Here is a 16768-nt window from a genome sequence, read left to right as displayed (position 1 = left end):
CTCCGGCGACTCGGCCCGGTTCGCCGGAGCGGCCTGCGACATCGCGGTGGCGCTGCTGTTCCTCCTCTACGGCGCCCGCCTGTCCACCCGCGAGGCCCTGGCCGGGCTGCGCCACCTGCGGCTGCACGGGCTGGTGCTCGCCGCCACCTTCGGCCTCTTCCCGCTGCTCGGGCTGGCCACCACGCTGCTCACGCCCTTCCCGCTGACGGCGCAGTTGCAGGCCGGGGTGCTCTTCCTCTGCCTGGTGCCGTCGACGGTGCAGTCCTCGGTGGCGCTCACGGGTGCCGCCGGGGGCGACGTCCCGGGGGCGATCTGCGCGGGGACGTACTCCAGTCTCGCCGGGCTGCTGCTCACCCCGCTGCTGGCGGCCGGGCTGTTGGGCTCGCACACCGGGCTGTCCGCCGACGGGCTACTGCGGATCGGGGCGCAGTTGCTCGCCCCGTTCCTGCTCGGGCAGGCGCTGCGGCCCTGGCTCGGCGCCCTCCTGGCCCGGCACAGACGGGTGCTGGCCCCGGTGGACCGCGGCTCGATCCTGCTGGTCGTCTACACCGCGTTCAGCACGGCGGCGGGCCACGGCGCCTGGAGCCAGGCGACTCCACCGGCCCTGCTCGGCCTGTTCGCGGTGCTGCTCGCCCTGCTCGCCACGGCCCTGGCGGCCACCTGCCTCAGTGCCCGGCTGCTGGGGCTCGACCGACCGTCCGCGATCGCGGCGATGCTGTGCGGCTCGCAGAAGAGCCTGGCCGGCGGTCTGCCGATGGCCACCGTGCTGTTCGGGCCGGAGGCGGGGGTGCTGGTGCTGCCACTGATGGCCTACCACCAGCTCCAGCTGGTCGTCGGCACCGTCCTCGCCGCGCGCTGGGCCCGGGCACCCGCCGAGGGCTCGCCCGGCGGGCGGGTTCGGGCCGCGCTCAGCGGTCGGGGCGCGCCGCCAGCGCCCGGGTGATCCCCCGGCGCAGCCAGGTGGAGGCACCCGGCTGGTGCCCCAGCCAGTTCAGCCGCTCCACCGCCACCTCCGGCCGCCGGGCCAGCTCCAGCACCGCGGCGTACGGGCGGTCCTGCGCCCGCAGCCGCACGGCCACCAGGTCGACCAGCCCGTCCAGGGCCTCACCGGTCAGGGCGGGGTGAGCGGCGAGCAGCTGGAGCAGCCGGTTGTCGTTCCAGGTGCTGTGGCTCCGGGTGGAGAGCACGGCCAGCACCTCGGCGGGCGTGGCGGGGTTCGCGGCGATCGCGTGCCAGACGAACGGGTACTCGGCCCGGGCCAGTCGGCGCAGCACCTCGGGGTCCGCCGTCCGCTCGGCCAGCCGCCGGTAGTCCCCGCCGTCGTGCAGGTGCTTGAGCGCCTCGGCGTCGCTCTCGTTGCTCTCGTTGCTCTCGTCCATGTCGGCGCGCCAGGCTAGCAGGCGGCCACCGCGCCGTCAGGACCACAGCGCCGCGGGGGTGCTGAGCGCGGTGGCCGGCAGGGCGGGCAGCGGGCCGGGTGGCGGCAGCGTCCAGGCGGCGGGGTCGGGGGCGAACGGGCCCGTGCGGTCGCGGAGTTGGGCGAGGGCGCGGTCCCGGGCGAGGTCCACCTGCCGGTGGGTGGCCTCGTCGATCACGCCGAGGCGCCGGGCGTGGGCGTACTCGTCCTCGTCCTTCCAGGTGTGGGCCGACAGGTCGGGGGCGACCACCAGGTCCAGGTAGAGGTCGAAGGTGTCGATGCCGATGGCCGTCCGCCGGTACGGGAGCTCGAAGTTGACGTACCAGCGCAGCGGCCGGCCCTCGGGCGTCAGGAAGCGGTGGACGCTGTACGGCTCCCCCGCGGTGAAGCGGCCGAGCACCACCGTGTCGCGCCAGGTCCAGCGGTCGAGCTCCCAGCGGCCGGCGGCGAGGCCCTCGATGCCGCGCACGCGGTCCGCGATGTCCCCGGTGCGCTGCGCGGTGGTCCAGCTGGCGGGCGCCAGGGTCTCGATGCCGGGGCGGGCGGCCATGGTCAGGGTGGTGCCGTCGTCCGCGAGCACGGTGTACGGCATGGCCGTCCAGACCCGGCCGCGCGCGATGTCCCGGCGGACGGCGATGCTCCCGGGGGCGAACGGTGCCGGTCGGACCGTCACCGGATGTAGTAGGCGCGGTTGTGGGCGGCGACCGGTGGGGACTGGTAGGTCCAGACCCCGGCGGCCTGGGCGTCGGCGATCAGCCGGGCGAGGTCGCGGGCGGGCTCCTCGGCCGGGTTGCCGAGGTCGAGCCGGACGCGGTCGGCGGTGCGGTCGTCCAGGGCGTAGTAGCGGTACGGCTGGTAGACGTTGAGCGGTCCGGCAAGCAGCTTGCCCTCGTCGTCGGTGCCGTAGCCGGTGATCGGGGTGTTGTTGACCGGCTCGGGGGTGAGCCCGATCAGGTCGACGTCGAGGGCGAGGACCTCCTCCTCGTGGCGGCGCAGTCCGTCCGCCCCGAGGGTGGCCCGGCGGCAGGAGACGGTCCACCGCTCGCGCACGGCGGGGGCGTTGAGCGAGGGCAGGGTGGTCTCGAACCAGCCGGGCCGCTTGGGTTCGGCGTACAGCCGCCGCCCGGCGTCGATGGCGAGCGGGTTGTCGCACAGCACGTGCAGCCGGGCGATGCCGAGCAGCTTGGTCTGGTCGTAACCCCGGGCGTACTGGCCGTAGTTGACCACGGGGATGCGTTCCTCGGCGAACAGCGGGTGGGCGATCAGGTTGATCTCCACCTCCTGGGTGATGCCGCCGCCATTCGGATACTGGGCGAAGTACAGCTGGTAGTTGAGCGACACGCACGCCCCGCCGTCGAAGGCGGCGACGGCCAGCCCCGGGTGGCGCTTGGCGAGCAGTCGGCGGGCCCGCTCGGGCTCGACCAGGTAGTCGACGCCGATGTTGTGCAGGGCGCCGTAGTGGAACGGCAGGTGGTACGGCTCCGGGACGGGCGGCAGCGGCAGGCCGGTCATGCGGGCTCCGAGGACGAGGAGGGCGAGGAGGATGAGGAGGGCGCAGCGGACGAAGGGAGTACGGGCACACCGAGGACGGTCGCCGCCCGGTTCAGCTCCAGCAGGTCCCGGTGCATCCGGTCGGAGCTGCGCAGCGCGAGGGCGGCCATGGTGAGCGAGGGGTTGGAGGTGCCGAGCGAGGGCATCGAGCCGCAGCCGACGGCGTACAGGTTGGGGTGGTCCCAGCTGCGCTGCCAGTGGTCGACCACGGAGTCGCGGGGCGAGTGGCCCATCAGGTGGGTGCCGCCCGCGTGGCCCGCGCCCCGGTAGCCGTGGACGGCGCCCCGGTGTTCGAGCCGGCCGGGCCACCGGACGGCCGGGTAGGCGGTGTGGTCCTCGGCGCCGAGCAGGGCGAACAGCTGGTCGGAGACGGCCCGGGCGGAGGCCATGCCCTCGCGCACGTAGGCGGAGAGGTCGTAGCGGATCGCCGGTGCGGGCAGGCCGAGCGGGTCGCGCCGGTCCGGGTCGAGGGTGACCCGGTTGGCCGGGTCGGCGGGCTGCTCCAGCTCGAACTGGAGCGAGAACTGGCGGCCCAGCCGGTCGCCGAGGCGCTCGCGCAGCTCCTTGCCGCGCAGCCCGGCGGCGAGCAGCTCGGCGGCCTCGGCCTCGGGGGTGCCCCCGGCCCAGGACCAGCCCCAGTTGCCGATCTCGATCCGGAACGGCGCCCGGCGGCGCCGGGCCGGGCCGAAGCGGAAGGCCTCCAGTCCGCTGGTGGAGCCGGGCCCCCGGTAGGGGCCGACCGGTCGGGGCATCAGGCCCCAGGTGAGCAGCGCCGGGTGGTCCATCAGGTTGCGGCCGACCTGGTCGCTGCGGTTGGCCAGGCCGGACAGGAGCAGCAGCCGGGCGTTCTCGATCGCGTGCGCGGCCAGCACGACGAGGTCGGCGTCGACCCGGTGGGCGGTGCCGCCCGCCAGGTACTCGACGCCGGTGGCCCTTCCGGTCGCCGGGTCGGCGTACACCCGGCTGACCACCGCCTCGGTCCGCAGTTCGACGCCGGACGCCCAGCGCGCCTGGGTGCGCAGCGGGGTGTACTTGGCGCCGGTCGGGCAGGCCGGGACGCAGCTCGCGCTGCCCGCGCAGGGCGGCCCGACGCCGGTGCCCGGCCGGCCGGTCAGGCCGTTGCGGGCGTGCGGGGTGCCGGTGACGGCGAGCCGGGCGGGGTCGGGCATGGCGGGGTCGCGCACGATCCGGCCGTCGAGCACGCGGGCGAGCTGCCGGTCGAGGTAGCTGGCGGGGATGGCCCGCATCGGGTAGGCGTAGCCGTCCGGGAGGGGCAGTCCGACGGCGCGGCGCTGCTCCTCGGCGTCGGCGGCGACGCCGAGTTCCTGCTCGGCCTCGCGGTAGTACGGCTCCAGGTCGTGGTAGCCGATCGGCCAGTTGCGGCCGTGGCCGAGGTCGCCGGTGTGGAAGTCCTCGGGGTGCATGCGCGGGGTGAGGCCGGTCCAGAGCAGTCCGGTGCCGCCGTTGGCGCGCAGGTAGCCGCTGGCGTAGGGCAGCGGCCCGTGCTGCCGGAGGTGCCCGGTGGCGGTGAAGCCGCCGTCCGGGAGCCCGGTGAGGTCGGTGACGTCGGGTGACGGTGCGTCGGGGCTGTGCGGGTACGGCGAGGTGGGCGGGCCGCCGCCGGCGGCGCGGTGGGCGGTGGCGGTCTCGGCGGCGCCGGGGGCGGTCCGTCCGGCCTCCAGGACGAGGACGCGCCAGCCGTGCGCGCCGAGGCGGTGGGCGACGAGGCTTCCGGCGAAGCCGGCGCCGACCACGATGGCGTCCCAGCGGGCGGTCACCGCTTCTCACCGCCTCGGGGGGCCCGGGCCCAGCTGCCGTGGCCGGGGGCCGCGCTGCCGGGCGGGCTGCCGTGGAAGGTCCGCCAGACCAGTCCCTGGTCGTGGGCGCGGGCGGAGCTGGGTGCCTCGCCTGGCCAGGCGCCGACGTACCAGAGGTGGACGAGGGCGTGCTCGTCGCGGGCCGGGTGGGCCAGGGCGGTGCGGTGGTGTTCCCGCGCCATGCCGGTGGCGTGCAGTTCGGCGACGTCGAAGCCGGTCAGTTCGGCGCAGACGCGCAGGAACTCGTCGAGGTCGGCCAGTTCGTCGGTCTCGACGAACTCCCCGCTCTCGACGTACTCCCAGCTCTCGGCGTGGTCCCCGTCCTCGTCGGGTACCCCGCTTCCGGTGTGGTCGCCGCTCTCCCGGAGGGGCCCGTACGGGCCTGGGGCGGTGGTGCGATCGTCGGACACGGACACGCGGGCACCCCCACGATCGGCAACGGGCGGACAGGACCTGACCCGAGCGCCACATCCCGGCCGCGCGGCCCGTCCTGTCCGGCTTCAGCGCGATCCTGCCGCCCGTCCGCGCCACCGGGAACCGCTTGCCCGAATGTGCCTGTTCTTGGCCGACCGTTGACTGGTCGGCAGTCCTTTCCGACCGCCCGGTGCCAGCTTCCGCTCACCCCAGCTCGCGCACCGCCGCCAGCACGTCGAGGCCGAGCTCCGGGTCCGCGTCCTCCGGCAGGCTGACGGACAGCCGGGTGACCAGGCCCGCGTACCGGCGGTGGAGCTCCCGCGCGACCTCCTCGACCGGGCCGGACACCGCGAAGGTGTCGAACACCTCGTCGTCGATCAGCGCGGCCATCTCCGCCCAGCGCCCCCGCACCGAGTGGGTGTGCAGCTCCTCCTGAAGGCCCTCCCAGCCGTGCTGCGCCAGCACCGGCCGGTAGGCGGGGGTGGAGGCGTAGAAGGCGAGCCGCTCGCGCACTCCGGCCCGGTTGGCCGCCAGTTCCTCCTCGGTGCGGCCGGTGGCGGTCAGCACGTTGCCGACGATCTCGAACGGCCGCGCCGTCCAGGCGGCGCCCTCCGCCTCGGCCCGCGCCCGCTCCTCGGTCAGCCCGGGCAGCACCTGCTCGGACAGGTAGGCGGTGGAGGAGAAGGGGTGGCTGAGGAAGCCGTCGGCGACCGCCCCGGCGGTACGGGTCATCAGCGGCCCGACGCCCGCCAGCAGGATCCGCGGCACCCCGGCCGGGACCGGGTCCGGCGAGAAGACCGGCGTCATCACCGTGTGGGTGTAGAACTCGCCCCGGAAGCGCAGCCGTTCACCGGTCTGCCAGCTGTGCCAGATCGCCCGCACCGCGTGGACGTACTCGCGCATCCGGGCGGCCGGACGGTCCCACGGCATGCCGAAACGCTTCTCGATGTGCGGCTTGACCTGCGAGCCCAGTCCGATGACGGCCCGTCCGCCGGAGGCCGCGTGCAGCCCCCAGGCCTGGTAGGCGAGCGTCATCGGGGTGCGGGCGAAGGCCACCGCGATGCCGGTGGCCAGTTCGATCGACTCGGTGCGGTCGGCGGCCCGGGCGAGCTGGAGGAACGGGTCGTAGGCGGTCTCGGCGACCACCAGCCGGTCCATGCCCCGGCGTTCGGCCCGCTCGGCGGCGTCGAGGATGCCCGCCGGGTGCCCGGAGGCGGTGGCGTCGAGGCGGAGGGCGGCGGGTCGGTCCATGGTGGTGCTCCTGGTACTCCTGGTCGCGGGCTGCGGTGCTACCCGGCCAGCCTGCCATGCCGCCGCCGGCCCGCTCACCCGCCCACCGCCTCGGTCTCGAACAGCCGGTCCAGGTGCCGGTCGACGGCCGTGAGCGCGGCGGCCGGCTCGACCACCCCCAGCTCCAGCAGCGTGGTGAACCCGGTGAGCGCGAGCAGCAGGTCCGTCTCCACCACCGGATCGCGGTCGGCCGCGATCAGCCCGTCGGAGATCGCCTGCCGAACGACCTGCTCCACCACGGCCCGCCCCTGCGACAACGCCCCCCGCGCCCGCGCGCGGACCTCCTCGTCGTGCAGCGCCTCCAGCACGTAGGCGGCGCTCATCCGGCTGGTGGTGCGGGAGTCCGGGTGCAGCGGCAGCAGTTCGACCAGCATCGCCCGCAGCACCGCGCGCGGGTGCGGCCGCTCGCCGAGCCCCGCCAGCGCCCGGCCGACCCGCAGCGCGCTCTGCTCCCCGGCGAGGTCCGTGGCGAAGCCGAGCAGCTCCGCCCGGGAGGCGAAGTAGTGCTGCAACTGCCCGAGCGAGATGCCCGCCTCCCGGGCGACCTCGCGCAGGGTCAGGTGCGTGGTGCCGCGCTGCTCCACCACCCGCCACAGCGCCCGGGCGATGGTCTCGCGGCGCTCCCGGTGGTCCACCTGCTTGGGCATGTCCGCCGCTCCTCGAAGGGTCCTCGAATCTTTCCCATACGCTTGACATAATACAACTGACCGATAACGCTGGGGGCATTCCGAGGGAGGGAGTGTTCCCATGCTCGTCCAGCCCGTCGTCCCCACCACCGAAGGAGCCGTCCGCGGCCTCCTGGACCGGGGGCTCGCGGTGTTCCGCGGCATCCCGTACGGCCGGCCGCCGGTCGGCCCGCTCCGCTTCGCCGCCCCCGCCCCGGCCGAGCCCTGGGACGGCGTCCGCGAGGCCTTCGAGTTCGGCCCGGTCGTCCCGCAGTCCGGGCCGCTGCCCGCCGAACCGGCCCACGGCACCGACTGGCTCACGCTCAACGTCTGCACCCCGGACCCGGGCGCGGCCGGACTGCCGGTGCTGGTCTGGATCCACGGCGGCGGCTACATCTCGGGCACCTCGGGCGACCCGCTGTACGACCCGGTCGAGCTGGCCCGGGCCGGGCTGGTCGTGGTGAGCGTCAACTACCGGGTGGGCGCGGAGGGTTTCGCACTGCTCCCCGGCGCCCCCGCCAACCGCGCCTTCCTCGACCAGCTCGCCGCCCTCGAGTGGGTGCGGCGCAACATCGCCGGCTTCGGCGGCGACCCTGACCGGGTGACCGTCGCGGGCCAGTCCGCCGGCGCCGGCTCGGTCGCCGCGCTGCTGACCATGGACCGGGCGCGCGGCCTGTTCCGCCGCGCCATCGCCCACACCGTCCCGGGCACCCTCTGCACCCCCGCGCTGGCCGCCGAGGTCACCGCCGAGCTGGCGAAGCGGCTCGGCACGGCCCCCACCGCCGCCGCCCTGGCCGAGGTCGACCCCTGGCGCCTGGCCGCGACCGTCACCGAACTCGGCGCCGCGCTCCCCGAGCACCTGGCGCGCTGGGGCCGGCTCGCCCAGAGCGGCATCGCCACCGTCCCCGTGATCGACGGCGAGGTGCTGCCCGAGGAGCCCTGGGCCGCCCTGGCCGCCGGCCGCTCCCCCGGCATCGACCTGCTCGTCGGCCACACCCGCGACGAGTTCCGGCTGTTCAGCGTGCTCAGCGGCCGGTACGGCACCTTCACCGAGGAGGAGGCCCGCACCGCCCTCGACCAGCTCGCCCCGCGACCGGACGGCCCGGACGCCTACCGCGCCGCCCTCCCCGGCGCCACGCCCGGGGACCTGCTCGAAGCGGTCGGCTCCGACGCGCTGTTCCGGATGCCCTCGCTCCACCTCGCCGAGGGCAACACCGCCGCCGACGGCACCTCCTACCTCTTCGAGCTGGCCTTCCCGGCCCCCGCCGCGGGCGGGCTGTTCGGCGCCTGCCACGGCCTGGACGTCCCGCTGGCCTTCGGCACCCTGGACAGCCCGATGGCCCGGCACTTCCTCGGCGACCCGCCCACCCCGGAGACCGTCGAGGTCTCCCACGAACTACGGCAGGCCTGGATCCGGTTCATCACCACCGGCGACCCCGGGTGGGCCGCCTTCGAGCCGGACCGGCAGCTCACCCGGGTCATCGACACCCGCTCGGAGACCGTCCGCTACCCCGAGCAGACCTCCCGCCGTATCTGGGAGGGGCACTCCCCCACCGCCTTCGACCTCGTGTAGCCCCCGTCCTCAGCCTCACTGACTCGTGGATGCCGGTAGCGGGAGCCTGGCAATCCCACTGTCTGCCTCCATAAATCCGTATCGAGCAGCCCAATAATTTTCCCGGCTTGTCGGATCGATTCTTTCCTCACCATCGGAGGAGGCGATGGTGGCGCTAACCGACACCCCGCGGTTTGCATCAGGCATCACCTGCCACATGGCGATATATTTGCGCTTTCTTGCTGGCGTCAGTAGCGAGACTCCTTCCTGAAGCGGGATAACCAATCGCGCAAAATCTGCCGCAGAGCCGGCAACCCATGAGGGTGCAGGCTCTGATGTCTCTCCACACCTTTTTGCGGTGCAGCAGCAGCCAGAGCGCCCACGCGGCCCAGGCCACCATGCCGATCCAGATGGCCAGGTAGGCCGTGAGCTCATGCTCCTCCAGCTGTAGCGCCATCAGGCCCAGGTTGGCGATCAGCACGGCGAGTGCGCCGATCAGGACAACGACACCGGAGAATCTGATGTTCTTCCATCGCCAGTAGTCCAGAACCGCCAGTGCGGCTACGAATGAAATGAGAGAAGCGACCAGGGCGGCAAATCCACTCAGGCGGCCGCCGAATGTCAGCGCGCCGCTCACAACGGGCAACCCTAGCCAGCCGAGGATTACTGCGTTGGCGACCAGGCCCGCCGCCATCACGGTCGGTTCGAGCCAAGGTGCTCGGCTTGCGGCTTCAGTCTCGCCGCTCTCTTGTGGCGGCGGACTCGCCGGCGGATTCTCTGTAGTCACACCATCAGTAGGGAGTACCACCCGCGCATTCGCTATCGAGACAATCCGAATGATTGGTGAAGAGACTCGGATGGAGGTCGGCGTGAGGCGGCCGGCGACCTCGGCCGGCTCAACCCTTGCACACGCCCAGCGGCACCAGCCGGGCGACCTGCCGGGCCAGTCCGGCGGCCTCGGTGACGGCGGCCACCGCGTCCACGTCCTTGTACGCCTGGGGCGTCTCCTCGGCCAGGGCCCGCATCGAGGCCGGGCGGACGGCGATGCCGTGCGCCTCCAGCTCGGCCTTGAGGTGCTCGCCGCGCACCATCCGCAGCGCCTGGTGGCGGCTCCACACCCGTCCGGCGCCGTGGCAGGCGGAGCTGAACGCCTCGTTGCCGGACAGCCCGACCATGACGTACGAGGCGGTGCCCATCGTGCCCGGCACCAGCACGGGCTGCCCGGCCTCGGCGAGGTCGGCGGGCAGGTCGGGGTCGCCGGGCGGCAGGGCGCGGGTGGCGCCCTTGCGGTGGACGCACAGCTTCCGTGCCACGCCGTCCACCTCGTGGGTCTCCAGCTTGGCGAGGTTGTGCGACACGTCGTAGACCAGCTCCAGCCCGACGCCGAGGGCCGTGGCGAAGGCCCGGCGGGCGGCTTCGGAGAGCAGCTGCCGGTTGGCCCGCCCGTAGTTGGCGGCGGCGGTCATGGCGCCCAGGTAGGCGCGGCCGCGCGGGGAGTCCACCGGGGTGCAGGCGAGCTGGCGGTCCGGGAGTTCGATCCGGTAGCGGTGCAGCTCGCGGTCCATGGTGCGGACGTGGTCGGTGCAGATCTGGTGGCCGAGACCGCGCGAGCCGCAGTGGATCATGACGCAGACCTGGCCGGGCCGCAGGCCGAAGGCGGCCGCGGTCTGCGGGTCGTGCACCCGGTCGACGGCCTGCACCTCCAGGAAGTGGTTGGCCGAGCCCAGGCTGCCGACCTGCTGGAGCCCGCGTTCGACGGCCCGGGTGCTCACCTCGCCGGGGGCCGCGCCCGCCAGGACGCCCCGGTCCTCGCAGCGTTCCAGGTCGCGCGGCACGCCGTGGCCGTGCTCGACGGCGTAGCGGGCTCCACCGAGCAGCAGGTCGTCCAGTTCCTCCGGCCCGGCGAGGTGCCACAGGCCGCCGCGGCCGAGCCCGCGCGGGACGGTGCGGTCCAGCAGGTCCATCAGCCGGCGCAGGCGTTCGGCGTCGAGTTCGTCCCGGTCGAGCCCGGCGGCCAGCAGCCGGACCCCGCAGGAGATGTCGAAGCCGACCCCGCCGGGCGAGACGACCCCGCCCTGTTCGGTGTCGGTGGCGGCGACCCCGCCGATCGGGAAGCCGTAGCCCCAGTGCACGTCGGGCATCGCGTACGAGGCCCGGACGATCCCGGGCAGCGTCGCCACGTTCGCCACCTGCTCCAGCGCGCGGTCCCCGGCGGCCTGCGGCAGCAGCGCGTCGTTCGCGAAGACCACGCCCGGCACCCGCATCGGCGGGTGCGGCTCGATCCGCCAGCGGTTGCGGCCCGCCTCGACCAGTGCGATCTCCACCTCGTTCACCCCGCTCCCGTCGCACGCGCTCGAACGTCCACGGCTCGAACGTCCACGGCTCGAACGTCCACGGCTCAAAGGTCCACGCCTCGAACGTCCACGGCTCAGACGTCCACGGTGGCCGCGCAGGTCCAGCCGCCCGGCCCGCCGCTCAGCTCCAGGCCCTGGAGCGAGACGGCCTTCGGGACGGCGCCGATCAGGGCGGCGGTGGCGGCATCGGCCATCCGGAAGCGCACCTGGACGCTCCGGGCGCCGTCCAGACCCTTGACCGGGCCGAGGGCGATCGCGGCGGGCAGTTCGCCGTCGGCGTCCATCCGGTAGATGACCTCCTCCAGCACGCCCGCCAACAGGTCCGGGTCACTCACCGCGAGCACGGTGCAGCCGCGTTCCCCGACGATCCGGGCACCGCTGAGGTCGGCGAAGCTGCCGACGACGGCGTGCACCAGCTCGCCGATGCAGCCCTCGGCCGTCGGTGCCCATGCCTCCACCCGCAGGTCCGCCGTGTGCGGCACGCTCCGGTGGCCGCTGCCGGTCCGGCCCGCGGGCTCGTGACCGCCCACGAGTGACACCTCCCGCGCCCGTTTCCGTCCCCCCTCTCCTTCCCTCCAGACTCGTCCCGGGGGCGGCCCGGGGGCAAGTGCCCGGGCCCGCCTCCGGGCTCCCGCCCGGTGGGACGGGACTTCAGCGCCCGAGGTCGGCCGCAACGGCTGCGAGCGGGGCGGCTGCGAGCGGGGCACCGGCGAGCGAGGCGGCGGCGAGCGGCGCGAGGTCGCGGTCGGGCCGCGGCGCAGCCGGCCGTTCACGGGCCAGGTAACGATGGCGGACCGCTGTGACGATGTCGGCGCTCGCCTGCCCGGTGCCGTACGGGGAGGGGATCCGGGCCAGCCGCTCGGCGGCGGTGGTGTCGTCGAGCGAGTCCCGCAGGGCCCGGGCGAGTTGGTGGCCGGGCCGGGCGAGGCGGGCGAAGCCGGCCTGGACGGCCTCGGGGCGCTCGGTGGAGTTGCGCACCACCACGAGCGGTCGCTTGAGGACCGTGCACTCCTCCTGGATCCCGCCGGAGTCCGACACCAGCAGGCGGCAGTGCCGGGCCAGGGCGAGGAAGGCGGCGTGGTCCAGCGGCTCGATCTGGCGCAGTCGGGCGGCCGGGGCCCGCAGGCCGAGCGCGTCGACGGCGGCCTGGGTCCGGGGGTGCAGCGGCAGCAGCACCGGCAGGTCGACGGCGGCGAGCTGGTCGAGGATCTGGGCGAGTCGCGCGGCGTCGTCGGTGTTCTCGGGGCGGTGGATGGTGGCGAGCACGTAGCCGCCCGGGGTGACGCCGTGCTCGGCGACGATGCGGCGGGCCTCGGCCTCGACGGGCAGGGTCTCCAGGGTCGCCTCGACGACGGTGTTCCCGGTGATCACCACCCGCTCCGGTTCGACGCCCTCGCGCAGCAGGTGTGCCGCCGCGGTGGCGGTGGGCGCGCAGTGCAGGTCGGCGAGGGGGGCGATGAGGCGGCGGTTGGCCTCCTCGGGCATGCCGGGGTCGAAGGAGCGCAGGCCGGCCTCGACGTGGACGACGGGTATGCCGGCGCAGTGCGCCGCCAGCGCGCCGGCGGCGGCGGTGTTGGTATCGCCCTGGACGACGACGGCGGCCGGCGGGCGGGCCGCGAGGTGGTCGCTCAGCGCGCTGACCATGCGGCCGATCTGCCGGCCGCGCGGTTCGCCGCCGACGCCCTTCAGCAGGTGGTGCGGGCGGGGCAGGCCGTACTGCGCGAAGAAGGTGGTGGTGAGGGCCGGGTCCCAGTGCTGGCCGCTCCACACGACGCGGGCCTGCGGGCCCAGGAGGCGGGCCACTCCGGCGAGTTTGACGATCTCCGGCCGGGTTCCGAAGACCAGGGCGACATCGGTCGAGTCCATGACGCTCCGAAGGAGTGCGAAGGGTGGAGGAGGTGTGGTGAGGAAGTATCAGCAGACGATATGGAGGGGTTCGAAAGAAAGATCCATACATAGGCCTAATGTCACCCTTGTGGCCTAACGTGCCCCGGCCCGACCCGCCGGTCGATCACCCACGCGGCCTGCACCGGTCGAGCTGCCGCACCCTCAAGGCCGCTCTGCCACAGCGCACTTGACCGGCCGTCGACGTCGGATACCGCCCGACCATCGTTCCTGCGCGATCAATTGCGGCAAACGGGTGATTTCCACCCGAATGGGCGCGGCGAGCCTATCCGAACATCCGATCGGCACAGCAACATACGGGCTGCAAGATCGCAGATCGGGACGACCCGGTCGAAACGAGAGGAACCTGTCCATGTACGGACCCATAGGCGGCGGCCTTCCCCCGGCTGCGGCCGGCGGCGGCGTACTCGCCTCGACCGGCTCACCCGGCCTCGGCCTGGCGGCGGCGGCCGCAACGGCCCTGGTGGTCCTGGGAGTCGTCCTGCTCCGGCGCAGCCGGCTGGCCGCCGACCGGCCCGAACCGACCGGCCGGAACCGCGACGACGCGTAGCCGGCCCCGCAGAGCCGGTCCGCCCCACCGGACCATCCGTCCGGTCCGCCCGCCGAACCGCCCCACCGGCCCGGCGGGCGGACCGAACGAACCGAACGAACCGGACGGACCTGGCGAACCAGCCGCGCCGAGCCACCCCCGCCATTCCCGCCGACTCGCCTTCCCCCAAGGGGTCTCCTCGTGACCGCAGACGTGTACCCGCAACCCTCCCGGCCGTCGCGGCCGGCCCGCTCGCGCCTGCCGCAGCACGGCCGCACCCCGCTCTCCGGCCGCCTGCTCGCCGGGGTGTCCGGGCCGCTGCTCCTGGGCCTGTGCGGGTTCCTGGTCGTCGGTGAGCGCTACTACCGCTTCCGCGAGATGGCCGGAGCGCAGTGGATCGTCTCCCACGCGCTCGGCCTGCGGACCATGCTGCTCGCCTCCCCCGACGCACCGGTGCTCTACGCCGGCGGTGACGGCGGGTTCGGGCGCGGGATCGCCCTGTCCACCGGGTGCAGCAGCGCCCTGCTGATCGCCCCGCTCGCCCTGCTGTCCGGCGTCCTGCTGCTGTTCGGCTCGCGCCGGCCGACCCGGGTGCTGCTGGGCTTCGTCCTGGCGGCCGGCCTCGTCGTCGCCGCCAACCTGGGCCGTCTGACGCTGATCGTCGCCATGCAGAACCGCTACGGCGACGAGGGGTTCGGCTGGACGCACGTCCTGTTCGGTTCGGTGCTGATGATGGCCGCCGCCCTGATCGCCCTGCTGCTCTTCCTCTACCTGATCACCCGAACGTCCACCCGCGACACGGAGGTCGGTGCGCCGTGACCCTGCTCGACGTCTCCATATCCCTGTCCTTCGTCCTCGGGGTCAGCTTCCTCGCCTACGTCGCCGTGATCGTGCGCAACTTCCTGCGGGCCCGCCCGGACGCCCCGGGCGACCCGACCGGGTTCAGCTGGCACTTCTTCATCCCCTGCCGGGACGAGGAGGCCGTGATCGGCACCACCCTCGACTACCTCGCCCGGCACTTTCCCGACGCCCGCCTCTGGGTCATCGACGACCACTCCGAGGACCGGACGGCCGAGGTGGTGCGCGCCCGCATCGACGCCGGGCGGCCCGTCCACCTGGTCAGCCGGCGGCTTCCGCAGGCGCGGACGGGCAAGGGCGACGCCCTCAACGCCGCCTACCGGGCGCTCCAGGCCTGGCTGCCCGAGGACATCGACGCCGACCGGGTCGTCGTGACCGTCCTGGACGCCGACGGTCGGCCCTCCCCCGGCATGCTGGACACCTTCGCCGGGGAGTCGTTCTTCGGTGACCCGGCCATCGGCGCCGTCCAGGTCGAGGTCCGGATGTCCAACCGCGACGTGGCCGTGCCGCTGCCCGGCCGGGGCCGCCTCGCCAACCGCTTCGCCCGGCTGCTGGCCCGGATGCAGGACATCGAGTTCCGCGGGCCGATCTCCGCCATCCAGATCACCCGCCGGTACACCGGGACGGTCAACGTGGGCGGCAACGGCCAGGCCAACCGGCTCAGCGCACTGCGCTCGATCGAACAGGGCGACGGCGAACCGTGGGGCAAGGCGCTGCTGGAGGACTTCGAGCTCGGGCTGCGGATGATGCTCGCCGGCTGGCGCAACGGCTACACCACGACCGCCTGGGTGGACCAGGAAGCCCTGTGGAACGTACGGCAGTTGATCACCCAGCGGGTCCGCTGGGCGCAGGGCGCGATGCAGTGCGCGCCCTACTTGCGCCGGATCTGGGGCTCCCGCCAGTTCACCACGATGGGCTTCCTCGAAGTCCTCTACTTCATGGTCCAGCCCTGGCTCCAGGTGATCGGCCTGGTCGTCTACACCGTTCCGATCGCCGCCTTCGCCTACAACCTGGCCGTCTACCCCGAGTTCGTCCTCTCCTTCCTCCGCCAGGGCGGCGCCCCGCTGCTCGCGCTCTACCTCCTCGTCGGCGTCGCCGAGTTCGCCGTCTGGGGGCCGGTCTACCGGCGCCGCAGCGAACCGGGGACCAGCCGCCGGGCCGCGCTCGGCTACGGCCTCGCGCTCGCCGTCTACGCGGCGACCACCTACATCGTCGCGGTCCGCGCCTTCTGGCGGATCGTGCGGCGCAAGGGCTCCTGGCACAAGACGGCGCGCACGGCCGAACCGCTGCCCGCCGCCCAGGAGATCGTCGCCGCCTGACCCGAGACTTCTCCCTGACCGGGACCAGCAGCCGAACGCCACATCCCGTCAGTGGAGTTGACGCACAACCCACAACCTGCCGCAACCTGCCACACGAAAGGCCCACCACGTGAGCACTCGCACCAGCATCCGCGTCCTGGCCGGCGCCACGCTCGCCACCGGCATCCTGGCCACGGCCACCCCGGCGTTCGCGGCCCTGCCCGCCCCCCAGGCCGACGCCTACGTCGTCTCCACCGAGGCCCTCGGCGGAATGGTCGCCGTCGCGCCGTCACCGGAGTCGACCTACCCGTCCGGCGGCACCCAGACCCTCGTCGGCCTCAACGTGGGGCCGGTCGCCACCACCTCCGTGCTCACCGCGACCACCGCCGGGAACCCGGCCGACGGCACCTCGTCGGCCTCCGCGACGGTCGACAAGCTCGGGCTCAACCTCGGGGTCGCCTCGGTCTCCCTGAACGGCGTCAACTCGACCTGCACCGCCACCCCCACCGGGGCGACCGGCAGCGGTCTGATCGCGGGCGGGACGATCACCGTCGGCCTCCTCCCGACCAACCTCCAGGCCAACGCCCCCGCCAACACCAAGGTCGACATCCCGCTCGTCGGCTCGATCGTCCTCAACGAGCAGACCACCGACGCCAACGGCGTGCTGACGGTCAACGCCGTCCACATCACCCTGCTGCCGTCGCTGAACGGCGCCAACCTCGTCATAGGCCACGCCCAGTGCGGCGGGGCCGAGCCCGCCGCCTCGGTCCCGATGATCAACCCGACCGTCGCCGGGGCCTCCGGCGGAGCGGTGATCGCCGCCGCCCTCGCGACCGTCTACGTCCGCCGCCGCAACGCCAAGGGCGCCGCGCCGACCGCCTGACCGGTCCCGTCCGGCCCCCGTCCGGCGCGCACCCGCGCGCCGGACGGGGGCCTCGCGCATTCAGCCGGGGAGCGGGGTGTGCCATGCTTCAACGACCGTATTCCTTCCGCTGATTGGACACACTGATGATCCGCCGGATATCCGCGCTCCTGATCGCCGCCGCAGCCCTCCTGCCGGTCGCCGCGGCCCACGGCCACCACGCGCCGGCCTCCGCCGTCGCGCTCGAGGAGACCGG

Annotated in this window: 17 protein-coding genes; 6 read left to right on the top strand and 11 right to left on the bottom strand. The window is 74.0% G+C overall.

What is annotated here, in order from left to right:
- Positions 1–943: bile acid:sodium symporter family protein (locus J0670_RS10000; RefSeq protein WP_207811109.1), on the top strand; the 943-nt coding region annotated here is incomplete at its 5' end.
- Here the strand turns inward: J0670_RS10000 and J0670_RS09995 are convergent.
- The 7 genes from J0670_RS09995 to J0670_RS09965 form a co-directional block, all read right to left on the bottom strand.
- Positions 909–1379 (bottom strand): hypothetical protein, encoded by a 471-nt coding sequence (locus tag J0670_RS09995; protein ID WP_243436793.1) that lies wholly within the window; start codon positions 1377–1379, stop codon positions 909–911. The genes J0670_RS10000 and J0670_RS09995 overlap by 35 nt on opposite strands.
- A 36-nt stretch (positions 1380–1415) precedes the next feature.
- On the bottom strand, positions 1416–2090 hold the full coding sequence (locus tag J0670_RS09990) for a DUF402 domain-containing protein (protein WP_207811108.1): 675 nt from the start codon (positions 2088–2090) through the stop codon (positions 1416–1418).
- Entirely contained in the window at positions 2087–2929 is an 843-nt protein-coding gene (locus J0670_RS09985; protein WP_207811107.1) for a hypothetical protein, read from the bottom strand. Before J0670_RS09985 ends, J0670_RS09990 begins: the two co-directional genes overlap by 4 nt.
- Positions 2926–4746, bottom strand: coding sequence for a GMC family oxidoreductase (locus J0670_RS40205; protein WP_207811106.1), 1821 nt, complete (start codon positions 4744–4746; stop codon positions 2926–2928). The genes J0670_RS09985 and J0670_RS40205 overlap by 4 nt, the downstream gene beginning before the upstream one ends.
- On the bottom strand, positions 4743–5195 hold the full coding sequence (locus J0670_RS09975; protein ID WP_243436792.1) for a hypothetical protein: 453 nt from the start codon (positions 5193–5195) through the stop codon (positions 4743–4745). Before J0670_RS09975 ends, J0670_RS40205 begins: the two co-directional genes overlap by 4 nt.
- 208 nt (positions 5196–5403) lie before the next feature.
- Positions 5404–6450: a TIGR03617 family F420-dependent LLM class oxidoreductase gene (locus tag J0670_RS09970; RefSeq protein WP_207811105.1), complete on the bottom strand. Its 1047-nt coding sequence runs from the start codon at positions 6448–6450 to the stop codon at positions 5404–5406.
- A 74-nt stretch (positions 6451–6524) separates the two neighbouring features.
- The gene (locus tag J0670_RS09965) at positions 6525–7136 is read right to left on the bottom strand and encodes a TetR/AcrR family transcriptional regulator (RefSeq protein ID WP_207811104.1); all 612 of its coding nucleotides are present in this window, start codon (positions 7134–7136) and stop codon (positions 6525–6527) included.
- A gap of 100 nt (positions 7137–7236) precedes the next feature.
- Here J0670_RS09965 and J0670_RS09960 point away from each other — a divergent pair, with 100 nt between their 5' ends.
- Positions 7237–8727 (top strand): carboxylesterase/lipase family protein, encoded by a 1491-nt coding sequence (locus J0670_RS09960; protein ID WP_207811103.1) that lies wholly within the window; start codon positions 7237–7239, stop codon positions 8725–8727.
- 178 nt (positions 8728–8905) lie between these two features.
- On the opposite strand, the gene J0670_RS09955 is transcribed toward J0670_RS09960, so the two are convergent.
- From J0670_RS09955 to wecB, 4 genes are all read right to left on the bottom strand, one after another.
- Complete coding sequence (locus tag J0670_RS09955; RefSeq protein WP_207811102.1) at positions 8906–9343, bottom strand: hypothetical protein; 438 nt, start codon at positions 9341–9343, stop codon at positions 8906–8908.
- A gap of 259 nt (positions 9344–9602) precedes the next feature.
- On the bottom strand, positions 9603–11030 hold the full coding sequence (locus tag J0670_RS09950; RefSeq protein ID WP_307806460.1) for an RtcB family protein: 1428 nt from the start codon (positions 11028–11030) through the stop codon (positions 9603–9605).
- A 104-nt stretch (positions 11031–11134) separates the two neighbouring features.
- The gene (locus tag J0670_RS09945) at positions 11135–11590 is read right to left on the bottom strand and encodes an archease (protein WP_207811101.1); all 456 of its coding nucleotides are present in this window, start codon (positions 11588–11590) and stop codon (positions 11135–11137) included.
- 121 nt (positions 11591–11711) lie between these two features.
- Positions 11712–12926, bottom strand: a complete 1215-nt coding sequence (wecB, locus tag J0670_RS09940; RefSeq protein WP_207811100.1) for a non-hydrolyzing UDP-N-acetylglucosamine 2-epimerase — start codon at positions 12924–12926, stop codon at positions 11712–11714.
- 391 nt (positions 12927–13317) lie between these two features.
- On the opposite strand from wecB, the gene J0670_RS09935 reads away from it, so the two are divergent.
- The 4 genes from J0670_RS09935 to J0670_RS09920 all read left to right on the top strand — a co-directional run bounded on the left by J0670_RS09935 (position 13318) and on the right by J0670_RS09920 (position 16533).
- Positions 13318–13515: a hypothetical protein gene (locus tag J0670_RS09935; protein ID WP_207811099.1), complete on the top strand. Its 198-nt coding sequence runs from the start codon at positions 13318–13320 to the stop codon at positions 13513–13515.
- 180 nt (positions 13516–13695) lie between these two features.
- Positions 13696–14313, top strand: a complete 618-nt coding sequence (locus J0670_RS40200; RefSeq protein ID WP_207811098.1) for an exosortase/archaeosortase family protein — start codon at positions 13696–13698, stop codon at positions 14311–14313.
- Positions 14310–15671, top strand: a complete 1362-nt coding sequence (locus J0670_RS09925) for a glycosyltransferase (RefSeq protein ID WP_207811097.1) — start codon at positions 14310–14312, stop codon at positions 15669–15671. Before J0670_RS40200 ends, J0670_RS09925 begins: the two co-directional genes overlap by 4 nt.
- A 109-nt stretch (positions 15672–15780) precedes the next feature.
- Positions 15781–16533, top strand: a complete 753-nt coding sequence (locus J0670_RS09920; RefSeq protein ID WP_207811096.1) for a choice-of-anchor P family protein — start codon at positions 15781–15783, stop codon at positions 16531–16533.
- Positions 16534–16768: the final 235 nt, after the last annotated feature.

This window comes from Streptomyces sp. FH025 (genome assembly GCF_017427025.1).
Lineage (GTDB): Bacteria > Actinomycetota > Actinomycetes > Streptomycetales > Streptomycetaceae > Kitasatospora.
The sequence above is the reverse complement of the archived record's forward strand: the minus strand, read 5'-3'. Positions and strand labels throughout refer to the sequence as shown.

Excerpts from the sequence above, each read along its gene's own strand:
- J0670_RS09995 (WP_243436793.1), bottom strand. The coding sequence starts at position 1,379 with ATGGACGAGAGCAACGAGAGCAACGAGAGCGACGCCGAGGCGCTCAAG.
- J0670_RS09985 (WP_207811107.1), bottom strand. The coding sequence starts at position 2,929 with ATGACCGGCCTGCCGCTGCCGCCCGTCCCGGAGCCGTACCACCTGCCG.
- J0670_RS09970 (WP_207811105.1), bottom strand. The coding sequence starts at position 6,450 with ATGGACCGACCCGCCGCCCTCCGCCTCGACGCCACCGCCTCCGGGCAC.
- J0670_RS09965 (WP_207811104.1), bottom strand. The coding sequence starts at position 7,136 with ATGCCCAAGCAGGTGGACCACCGGGAGCGCCGCGAGACCATCGCCCGG.
- J0670_RS09960 (WP_207811103.1), top strand. The coding sequence starts at position 7,237 with ATGCTCGTCCAGCCCGTCGTCCCCACCACCGAAGGAGCCGTCCGCGGC.
- wecB (WP_207811100.1), bottom strand. The coding sequence starts at position 12,926 with ATGGACTCGACCGATGTCGCCCTGGTCTTCGGAACCCGGCCGGAGATC.
- J0670_RS09935 (WP_207811099.1), top strand. The coding sequence starts at position 13,318 with ATGTACGGACCCATAGGCGGCGGCCTTCCCCCGGCTGCGGCCGGCGGC.